Below are 10,006 nucleotides of genomic sequence, written 5' to 3'. Positions count from 1 at the left end.
CCCTCCCCGCACACACCTCCCGGCAACTCCAGACCCACCCCCCCCCCCCCGCCCCCTACCACCTCCCCCCCCCCGCCACTTGCTCCTCCCTTTTCCCCCCTTGCCCCACCCCCCCCCGGAGCCGGGCGTCCGAGAACCACGGGGGTCGGCCGCGGGCGGCGCGGCGTGAGCTCCGTCGTCTTCGAACATGTGTTCGACTCTAGCGAGGATCGACCGACACCACAAGAGGTTCATCGCGCGTCCGACGACCGGCCGGGCAGCAACCACGCCCCCGTCGGTCCGAGGGACGAGCCATGGTCACCCGCCGCCCGCCGCGAGCCTTCGCAGGCCGTCTACTGCCGGCGATCACGGCCGTCGGCCGCCCGCCGGTTCCCGTGCGCGGGGGACGCGCTTCCCCCGCACGGGGGAGGCCACCCGCCACCCCCGGCGCGAGCGTGGGAGCACACCCACCGACCGACCGGAGGCAGCACGATGACCAGCACGTCCGTCCCCAGAGAAGTCCCCCGGCGCGACGCCGGCCCCGGCAGCGCCCCGCACGCCGTCGAGGCACCGCCGCCGGACCGCCGGCTCGCCGCCGCCGCGCTCGTCGCGTCCGCCGCCACGGCGGCCATGCTCGGGTGGTTCGTCGCCCGGCCGGACGTCGACCCCCTGCTCGAGGACGGGCGCATGCTCGCCGCCGGGCTGGTGCCCGCGGCGTCGCTCGTCCTGGTCCTGCTCGCGGCCGCGCTGCTCGGCGTCGTGACCGCCGCGGCCGCGCTCGCCCGCCCCACCGCCCGCGCCGCCGGGCGCCTCGTCGCGCCGGTCGGCGCCGGTGAGGTCGTCCTGTTCGGCCTGCTGGCCCAGGGGTCGGGCACGCTCCCCGCCGCCGGCTACCTCGTGTCGTTCGCGGTCCCCGTCCTCGCCGTCTGGGCGGGCGTCCAGGTGTTCCGCAACCGCCCCGCGTGGCGGTTGCCCCTCGCCGCCGTCGCGGTGCTCGCCGTCGTCGGCGTCGTCGTCGGCCGCGACGCGTTCGCCACCTGGGTCGGCGCGGTCTCGACAGGGCTCGCGCGCGAGCCGTGGGCCCTGCCCGCGGTGCTGCTGCCCCTCGCCACGGCGGCCGCCTGGGGCGGCCTCGTCGCCGTGCGCGCCTGGCGGCGCGGGTCGCTGCGGACCGCCACCGCCTGGGTCACCCGGCACCGGAAGCTGTTCACGATCCTCGCGGCGCTCGGGCCGCTGCCCTACGCGCTCGCCCGCGCCAGCTGGCTGACCCCGTGGCCGCAGCTCGGCAACGGCGAGGAGCTGACGCTGGCGGTGAAGATCCAGGGCCTGTCGCTCTCGTCCGGCGCCTGGCTCGGCATCGTGCTCACGCTCGGCCTGATCCTGCCGTGGGGCGAGCGGCTGCCGCGCTGGTTCGGCCGCCGCGCAGGACGCCCGGTGCCGCCGGCCGCCGCCATCGTGCCCGGCGGGATCGTCGCCGTCATGCTCTGCGGCGCCGCCGTCCCGATGCTCCTCCTGATGGGCGCCACGGGCGCCCTGTACTTCCCCGCGTGGTTCTGGGGGCCCACGCTCGCCCTCGCGGTCTGGGGCTACGCGGGCCACCGGTACGGGGTCGGCGACGCCGTCGAGGGCGCCCCCGGGATCAGCGACCCAGGGACTTCTCGGCCCGCTCCCGCAGCTCGTCGCTGAGGCGCAGCTCGCCGCCGTCGTGGGCCACGACCAGGGCCTTCGCGACGTCGGCGAGCACGGGCGCGCCGTCGAGCCGGTTGAACGCCCCGAACCAGTCCGCGAGCGTCACGCCGTGCGACGGCCGGTGCACCACCTCGACCTCGTCGCCCGCGCCCAGGTCGCCGTTCTCCACGACCCGCAGGTACGCGCCGGTCCGGTTCGCCTGCGTGAACCGGCGCACCCAGCGCGGCGGCGAGTCGAGGCGGCGGGCGAACGTCTGGCACGGGGTGCGCGGCACCGTCGCCTCGAGGAGCGCCGTGCCCACGCGCCACCGCTCGCCGACGACGGCCCCGCTCACCTCGAGCCCGCGGGTGCGCAGGTTCTCCCCGAACAGCCCCGGAGTGACCTCGTAGCCCAGCTGCGCGCCCCACCAGTCGGCGTCCTCCTGGGCGTACGCGTACACCGCCTGGTCCAGGCCGCCGTGGTTGGCGCGGTCCGCCTGCACGTCCGCGTACAGCCCGTACGGGCGGGCCTTGACCCGCCCCTCCACGGGGCGCTTGTCGATGGCGGTGACGCCCACCGTCCCGGCGTCGGGCAGGAGGGCGAACACGCGGCAGACGGCGAGGAGCTCGGGCACGGCAGCATTCTCTCAGGTCACCTACCGTGGTCCCCGTGAGCGAACGCACCGAGAACCTCCCCCATGTCGTGGTCGTCGGCGGAGGGTTCGGCGGTCTCGCGGTGGTGAAGGCGCTCGCGAAGGCGCCGGTGCGGGTCACGCTCGTCGAGCGACGCGTCTACAACACGTTCCAGCCCTTGCTGTACCAGGTCGCCACCGGGGGGCTGAACCCGGGCGACGTCACCTACTGGCTCCGCGGGCTGCGGCTGAAGCAGAAGAACCTGCGGGTGCTGCACGAGCACCTGGTCGGCGTCGACCACGACGCGCGCACCATCCGGCTCGCCAACGACGAGACGATCTCCTTCGACCACCTGGTGCTCGCCAACGGCGTCACCGTGAACTTCTTCGACACCCCGGGTGCCAAGGAGAACGCGTTCGGCATGTACTCGCGCTCGCAGGCCCTGCGGATCCGCGACCAGCTCTTCATCCGGCTGGAGCGCTCCGCGTTCACCCCGGAGTCCGACGACGGCCTGCGCGTCGTCGTGGTGGGCGGCGGCGCCACGGGGGTCGAGGTCGCGGGGGCGCTCGCGGAGCTGCGCACCGCCGGGCTGGCGCCCGCGTACCCGGAGATCCACGGCGACGCGTTCGAGATCACGGTCGTGCAGCGGGGTGGCGAGCTGCTCAAGGCGTTCCACCCGAGCCTGCGCGAGTACGCCGCGCAGGAGCTGGGCCACCGCGGGGTGAAGCTGCACCTGGGGGCGGGCGTCGCGGAGGTGCTGCCCGACGCCGTCGTGCTCACCGACGGCACCCGCATCCGCGCCGACCTCACGGTGTGGTCGGCCGGCGTGGGACCGCACCCCGAGGTGGACGACTGGGACCTGCCCCGCCGGAAGGGCGGGCGCATCGCCGTCGGCCCGGACCTGCAGGTCGAGGGGCGGCCCGGCGTGTTCGCGATCGGCGACATCGCCGAGACGCCCGACTGGCTGCCGCAGCTGGCGCAACCGGCCATCCAGGGCGGGCAGCAGGTGGCGCGCAACATCCTCGCGCTCCTCGAGGGCCGGGCCACCGAGCCGCTGAGCTACCACGACAAGGGCACGATGGCGGTCATCGGCCGCCGCGCCGCGATCGCCGAGATCACCCTGCCCGTCACGTCGAAGATGCTGCGGCTCACGGGCGGTCTCGCGTGGCTGGTCTGGCTGTTCGTGCACATCATGTCGCTCGTCGGCCCGCGCAACCGCGTCACGACGCTCGCCGGCCTGGTCACCCGGTACGGATTCCCGTTCCACCGGCGCCCGATCCCGATCGTCGGCGACGTGCCCACGATCCGGCCGGCGAAGCCGGACGCCGCCCCCGACGGTGCTAGCGAGCGGCGCGCACCCGGCGCGTGACGGCGTAGACCGCGAGGATCACGACGACCAGGCCGCCGGTGGCGACGAGCTGGGCGCGCGCCGCCGGGTCGGAGAGCATGAGCCCGGCGAGCGCGACGAGACCCGCGAGCGTCACCCACGTGAGGTACGGGTAGCCCCACATGCGCAGCCGCATGGGCTCGCCCGACCGCGCGGCGTCGGCCTCGAGGCGCGGACGCAGGCGCAGCTGCGACACGGTGATGAGCAGCCACACCACGAACAGCGCGGAGCCGACGGCGTTGAGCAGGATCGTGAGGATCTGCGCGGGCAGCAGCCAGTTGAGCCCCACGGCGACGACGCCGAAGAACACGGACACGAGCACGGCCACCCACGGCACCTCGCGGCGCGAGATCCGGGTGGTGGCGGGGGGCGCGTCGTCGCGCTGCCCGAGGGAGAAGAGCATCCGCGACGTGCCGTAGACGTTCGCGTTGAACGCGCTGAGCAGCGCCAGCACCACCACGACCTCCATGAGCCGCGCGCCGCCCTCGAACCCGGCCATCTGCAGCACGGAGACGAACGGCGAGGCCAGCCGCGCGGCGTCGTCCCAGGCGATGAGCGCGACGATGATCGCCACCGAGCCCACGTAGAACAGCAGGATGCGCCACACGATGGTGCGGGTGGCGCGGGCCACCGCGGTGCGCGGGTCGCGCGCCTCGGCCGCCGCGATCGCGACGATCTCGATGCCGCCGAACGCGAAGACGACGGTGAGCAGGCCCGCCGCGATGCCCGCCCAACCGGCGGGGGCGAACCCGCCGTGCGCGGCCCAGTCGCCCAGCACGCTGCCGGACACCGGGATGACGCCGACCACGATCAGCACGCCCACCACGAGGAAGGCGAGGATGGCGGCCACCTTGATCGCCGCGAACCAGAACTCCGACTCGCCGAACTGCCGCACGCCCACGAGGTTGATGCCACCCAGCACCAGCACGACCACGGCGGCCACGACCCACTGCGGCACGTCCGGCCACCAGCCGCTGACGATGCCCGCGACGCCCGTCACCTCGACGCCGAGCACCATGATCAGCGTGAACCAGTACAGCCAGCCCAGCAGGAAGCCGGCCCAGCGGCCCAACGCCGCCTCCGCGTAGACGGAGAACGAGCCGGAGGCGGGCAGCGCGGACGCCATCTCCGCGAGCATGCGCATCACGAGGACGACGAGCGCCCCCGCGATGGCGTAGCTGACGAGGACGGCGGGGCCCGCGGTCGCGACGCCGACGCCGGCGCCGAGGAACAGGCCCGCCCCGATCGCGGACCCGAGCCCCATCATCGTCAGGTGGCGGGTGCGCAGGCCGTGCGCGAGCTGGGTGTCGTGGCCGGCGCCGGGCTGCTCGCTCGCCGTCGTGCCGGGATCCGTGGGGGTGCTCACGGCCGACCACGCTAACCCGCCCCCGCGAGTTGTCAGGACCAGCGCCCGGTATACGGCGCGCAGAGCCTGACGACTCGCGGGGCGGGGCGCTACTTCGTGGCGACGTCCCGACGGCGGAAGCCGGCGAACGCCAGCACGAACAGCACGAGCGCGACGGCGCAGAGCCCGGCCACGTGCATCCCGTCGACGTCGCCGGTGAGCGGGTCGGGCACCCACCAGAACGGCGAGATCCGCCGCGCCCAGTCGGGCAGGTGGAGCAGGTCGGCGAACAGGGAGACGACGATCGTGTACTCCAGCAGCAGCCAGACCAGGGACGTCGCCCGGGGGACCCAGGCGAAAAGCGCCGCCGCGAGCCCGACGAAGACGGCGAGCGCCGGCAGGTACAGCAGCCCCGCCTCGGCGACCTGGCCGAACGTCACCTCGTCGGTGCCCGCCACGGCCGCGCCGCCGGCCAGCGCGAGGACGCCCGTCACCAGCACCACCAGGGTGCCGAGGGACGTCACGGCGAGGTTCGCCCCGAGCCACCGGCCCCGGGAGACCGGCGTCGCGAGCGCGTACTCCGCGCGTCCGGCGTCCTCCTCCGACCTGACCCGCAGGGCGGCGACGATGCCGTACGCGGCCGCGCCGAGCGCGGCGTACAGCGTGACGATGCCGACAAAGGCCTGGGTCACCTCGCCGCTGCCGAGGACGCTCGCGTACACCGGGTTGTCGGCGAGCGACTCGGTCATCGACCCGACCTGGTTGACGATCGTGCCGGTGGCGAACCACATGAACGCCAGCCCGAGCGTCGTCCACAGGAGGGCCATGCGCTGCTGCACCCGCACGAGCGCCGACGGCGTCCGCAGGCTCGGCAGGGCGTCGGCGCGGCCGGGGCGGTCGGGCACCAGCCCGGCGCCGAAGTCCCGGCGCGAGGCGAGCGACGCCGCCACGACCAGCAGCAGCACGATGGCGACGGCGCCGAGGGCGGCGGGCCACCAGCGCAGGTCCACGTAGGCGCGCATCTGCTGCGCCCACGCGATCGGGGACAGCCACGAGACCCAGCTGCCGTGCTGCTCCTGCATGTCGCCGATGGTGCGCAGCGTGAACGCCGCGCCGAGCGCCGCCATCGACAGCCCCGTGGCGCCGCGGGAGTGCTCCGTCACCTGCGCCGCGACCAGCGCGATCGCGCCGAACGTCATGGCGCTCATCGCGACGCCGAGCGACATCGCCACCGAGTCCGTGGCCTCCAGCCCGCTGCCGACCAGCACCGCGGACGACAGCGCTGCGACCACCAGGTTGACCAGCAGCACCACGATCAGCGCCGACGCGACCGACGCGTGCCGCCCGACGGCGGCCGCGCGCACCAGCTCCGACCGGCTCGACTCCTCCTCGGCGCGCGTGTGGCGCACCACCTGCATGATGCTCATGACCGCGAGCGCCAGCACCATCCACAGCACGAGCTCGTTCGAGACCGCCGCGCCGACGGTGTAGTCGTCGGTGCCGTACCCCGGCCCGGTCATCGACACCATGGCGGGCGTCTGCACCAGCGCGGCCCGCGCCTGCATGCCGGCCGGGTCGTCCGCCATCGACGTGTACTCGCCGAGGGAGGCGAGGTACAGCGCCGGGATCGCGAGGGACCACACGAGCAGGCGCACGCGGTCGCGGCGCAGGATGAACCGCACCAGGCTCCACGTGCCCGTCAGCGTGGTGCCGCCGGAGCGCGCGGACCCTGCGCGGAGCCGCGGCGCGGCGGTGACGGCACTCATCGTGCGCCCGCCTTGCTGGTGGCGCCCGCGACCTGCACGCCGTCGGCGGCGAGCTCGTCGCCGTAGTGCCGCATGAACAGCTCTTCGAGCGACGGCGGCTGCGCGGTGAAGGAGTGCACGCCGAGGGCGGAGACGGCGGGCAGGACACGCCCCATCTCCGAGTTGTCGACGTCGAACGTCACGCGCGTGCCGACACCGTTCTCGCTGGTGGCGAGGTCGTGCACCCCGGCCATCGCCCCGATCGGGGCCGGGTCGCCGTCGACGACGGCGGTGACGGCCGAGCGCGTGAGGTGGCGCAGGTCGTCGAGGGTGCCGGACTCCACGGAGCGGCCGCCGCGAATGATCGTCACGGTGTCGCAGACCTTCTCGACCTCGCTGAGGATGTGGCTCGACAGCAGCACGGAGGTGCCGGCGGCCTTGGCCTCGCGGACGTGCTCGGTGAACACGGCCTCCATGAGCGGGTCGAGGCCGGAGGTGGGCTCGTCGAGCACGAGCAGGTCGACCTGGGAGACGAACGCCGCGACGAGCGCGACCTTCTGCCGGTTGCCCTTGGAGTAGGTGCGGGCCTTCTTGGTGGGGTCGAGCTCGAACCGCTCCAGCAGCTCGGCCTTGCGCTTCTTGTCGGGCTTCCCGCGCAGGCGGGCGAGGTAGTCGATGGCCTCGCCTCCGGTGAGGTTCGGCCACAGCGACACGTCGCCCGGCACGTACGCCAGACGGCGGTGCAGCGCGACGGCGTCGCGCCAGGGGTCGCCGCCGAGCAGCCGGGCGCTGCCGGAGTCGGCGCGCAGCAGGCCGAGCAGCACGCGGATGGTGGTGGACTTCCCGGCGCCGTTCGGGCCGAGGAAGCCGGCCACCTGGCCGGCCTCGACGGTCAGGTCCAGCCCGTCGAGGGCCTGGACGGAGCCGAAGGACTTGCGCAGGTCGTGGATCTCGACCGCGCTCGCGGCCCGCGGGCCGGTGGTGGTTGCAGCCGTGGTGGTCATGGTTCCTCTTCGTCGTGGTGGGGGGTTCCGTCGGTGGGGGCCTGCGCCCCGGGCGGCGGGTCCGGCACGTACAGGAGGTAGTCGTCGAGCATGCGACGGGTGGTGAGGAAGCCCTCGGTGAAGAGCTCGAGCATCGGCAGGTACAGCTCGTCCATGAAGCGGCGCATGGCCGCGGTGACGTCGGAGGCGTCCTGCGGCGGGTCGAGCGTGACGGACAGCAGCATCGCGCCGAGGGAGGAGTAGACGAGGTAGCGCACCCGCGCCGCCTCGTCCCGGCTGGGCCGCACGACGCCGTCGCGCACCGCCTCGGACGTGTACACCTCGGCGTCGGCGATCATGTGCTCGGTGAACTCGCGGCCCACCGCGCCGCCCACCTGCAGCGAGCGCAGCACGTAGCCCACGAGCGGCGCGTACTGGTCCGCCGCGGCGAGCACCTGCAGCAGGCTGCCGCCCGCGGCACGGCCGATCGAGTCGCGCTTGACGTCGCGGATCCACGCGAGCACGTACTCGTCGCACGCGGCGTGCAGCTTGTCCTTGGAGCCGAAGTGGTGGATGACGAGCGCCGCGCTGACCCCGGCGTCGGACGCGATGGTCCGGACGGACGCGCCGAACCCGGACCGGGCGAAGCGGCGCATCGCGACGTCGAGGATCCGGCCGCGCGTGCTGCCGTCGGGTTCCGGCACGAGCGGCCCGCGGTCCTCGGCAGGGACCTCGGGCGCGACATCGACTGAACGCATGTTCAACAGACTAAACACGTGTTCAGCCACCCCGCAAGACCCTGATTTCCGTCGCCCCCGTGACGGGCGGGCGGCTAGCGTGGCCGGATCCGCCCTCCCGTCCCGCAGGAGCCCCGTGCCCGACCTGTTCGGCCAGCTGTCGGCCGTCACCACCCGCCCCGCCCTCTACGCGACGCTCACGACCCCCGACCTGTGGACCGACCCCCACATCTCCGCGCGCATGCTCGCCGCGCACCTCGACCCCGACGTCGACCTCTCGACCTACCGGACCGAGCTCCGGGAGCGCGTGCTGGCGTGGCTGGTCGACCGCTTCGACGTCGGCGAGGGCACGTCGGTGGCCGACCTCGGCTGCGGCCCCGGCCTCTACACGACGCCGCTCGCCCGCACCGGCGCGGCGGTCACGGGCCTCGACCTGTCGACGCGGTCGCTCGACCACGCCCGCGCGCTCGCCCGCGCCGAGGGGCTCCCGGTCCGCTACCTACACCAGGACTACCTCGCCTACCGGGAGGACGTCCGCTACGACCTCGTCCTGCTGATCATGCGCGACTACGGCGCCCTGCCGCCGGAACAGCGGCGGGCGCTGCTGGGCACGGTGCGCGACCACCTCGCCCCCGGCGGGTCCTTCGTGCTCGACGTCGACCACCTGCCGGCGTTCGCCGCGGTCCGGGAGGAGACGGTCTTCGCGCCCGACCTCATGGACGGCTTCTGGTCGGCGGACCCGTACTTCGGGTTCCGCACCACGCACCGGTACGACGAGGAGCGCGTCTCCCTGGACCGGTACGACGTCGTCGAGGCCGAGCGGACGCGCACCTTCTGCAACTGGGTCCGGTACTTCGACCCCGAGGAGCTGACCAGCGAGCTGGACGCTGCCGGGCTCCGCACCGTCGACGTGCTGGGCGACCTGTCCGGCGCCCCGTTCGACCCCGACGGCCCGCAGTTCGCCGTCGTCGCGACCGCCGGCTGACCGGCGGGGCGACGGAGGCGCCGGGTGCTCGGCGTCGGGCTGCTCGTGCGGTGGGTGCGCGTGTCACGATGACCCGGTGCGCCTCTGGTCCCTCGCCCCCGACTACCTCGACCGGCAGGGGCTGACGGCCTGCTGGCGCGAGGCCCTGCTCGCCCAGGCGGTGCTCGCCGGGCGCACGAAGGGCTACCGCGACCATCCGCAGCTCGCCCGGTTCCGCGCCACCCCCGACCCGCTCGCCGCCGTCGGGGACTACCTCGAGGGGATCGCGGCCGAGGCGTCCGCCCGCACGTACTCCTTCGACCGCGGCCGGATCCTCGACGCACCCCACGCCGGTCGCCCGCCGGTGCCGCGGATCCCGGTGACGGACGGGCAGCTGGAGTTCGAACGCGCGCACCTGGCCGCCAAGCTCCGCGTCCGCACCCCCGGCCTCGCGCCGGCGCTCGAGGAGGCCGAGCGCGTCCGTGCGCACCCGCTCTTCACCGTCGTCCCCGGCGCACGCGAGGACTGGGAGCGGGGCTGACCCCGAGCCCGATCCCGAGCCCCGA

The 10,006-nt window shown here is 74.5% G+C and carries 9 protein-coding genes; 4 read left to right on the top strand and 5 right to left on the bottom strand.

Annotation, left to right across the window (positions count from 1 at the left end; genetic code table 11):
* The first annotated feature begins 471 nt into the window (after nucleotides 1–471).
* Entirely contained in the window at nucleotides 472–1,665 is a 1,194-nt protein-coding gene (locus ACFVS0_RS13220; protein ID WP_430588236.1) for a hypothetical protein, read from the top strand.
* Here ACFVS0_RS13220 and ACFVS0_RS13215 read toward each other — a convergent pair.
* Nucleotides 1,619–2,281, bottom strand: coding sequence for an MOSC domain-containing protein (locus tag ACFVS0_RS13215; RefSeq protein ID WP_430563042.1), 663 nt, complete (start codon nucleotides 2,279–2,281; stop codon nucleotides 1,619–1,621). The two genes, ACFVS0_RS13220 and ACFVS0_RS13215, sit on opposite strands and share 47 nt — an antisense overlap.
* A 35-nt stretch (nucleotides 2,282–2,316) precedes the next feature.
* Between ACFVS0_RS13215 and ACFVS0_RS13210 the strand changes: the two genes are divergently transcribed.
* A complete protein-coding gene (locus ACFVS0_RS13210; RefSeq protein WP_430588235.1) occupies nucleotides 2,317–3,648 on the top strand; it encodes an NAD(P)/FAD-dependent oxidoreductase in 1,332 nt (443 codons plus the stop codon).
* Here the strand turns inward: ACFVS0_RS13210 and ACFVS0_RS13205 are convergent.
* The 4 genes from ACFVS0_RS13205 to ACFVS0_RS13190 all read right to left on the bottom strand — a co-directional run bounded on the left by ACFVS0_RS13205 (nucleotide 3,620) and on the right by ACFVS0_RS13190 (nucleotide 8,497).
* Nucleotides 3,620–5,032 carry an amino acid permease gene (locus ACFVS0_RS13205; RefSeq protein WP_430588234.1) on the bottom strand — a complete coding sequence of 471 codons (1,413 nt, stop codon included), beginning with the start codon at nucleotides 5,030–5,032 and terminating at the stop codon, nucleotides 3,620–3,622. The two genes, ACFVS0_RS13210 and ACFVS0_RS13205, sit on opposite strands and share 29 nt — an antisense overlap.
* 89 nt (nucleotides 5,033–5,121) lie before the next feature.
* Nucleotides 5,122–6,777 (bottom strand): ABC transporter permease, encoded by a 1,656-nt coding sequence (locus ACFVS0_RS13200; RefSeq protein WP_430588233.1) that lies wholly within the window; start codon nucleotides 6,775–6,777, stop codon nucleotides 5,122–5,124.
* Nucleotides 6,774–7,760 (bottom strand): ATP-binding cassette domain-containing protein, encoded by a 987-nt coding sequence (locus ACFVS0_RS13195; protein ID WP_430588232.1) that lies wholly within the window; start codon nucleotides 7,758–7,760, stop codon nucleotides 6,774–6,776. Before ACFVS0_RS13195 ends, ACFVS0_RS13200 begins: the two co-directional genes overlap by 4 nt.
* Nucleotides 7,757–8,497, bottom strand: a complete 741-nt coding sequence (locus tag ACFVS0_RS13190) for a TetR family transcriptional regulator (RefSeq protein WP_430551030.1) — start codon at nucleotides 8,495–8,497, stop codon at nucleotides 7,757–7,759. The genes ACFVS0_RS13195 and ACFVS0_RS13190 overlap by 4 nt, the downstream gene beginning before the upstream one ends.
* 115 nt (nucleotides 8,498–8,612) lie before the next feature.
* On the opposite strand from ACFVS0_RS13190, the gene ACFVS0_RS13185 reads away from it, so the two are divergent.
* Nucleotides 8,613–9,461 (top strand): SAM-dependent methyltransferase, encoded by an 849-nt coding sequence (locus tag ACFVS0_RS13185; protein ID WP_430588231.1) that lies wholly within the window; start codon nucleotides 8,613–8,615, stop codon nucleotides 9,459–9,461.
* A gap of 76 nt (nucleotides 9,462–9,537) precedes the next feature.
* The gene (locus ACFVS0_RS13180; RefSeq protein ID WP_430588230.1) at nucleotides 9,538–9,981 is read left to right on the top strand and encodes a pyrimidine dimer DNA glycosylase/endonuclease V; all 444 of its coding nucleotides are present in this window, start codon (nucleotides 9,538–9,540) and stop codon (nucleotides 9,979–9,981) included.
* The last annotated feature ends 25 nt before the right edge of the window (nucleotides 9,982–10,006 follow it).

It is taken from the genome of Isoptericola sp. NPDC058082 (assembly GCF_042885055.1).
Classification (GTDB): Bacteria; Actinomycetota; Actinomycetes; order Actinomycetales; family Cellulomonadaceae; genus Isoptericola.
Note: the sequence above shows the minus strand (reverse complement) of the source record. Positions and strands in the feature narration are given on the sequence as shown.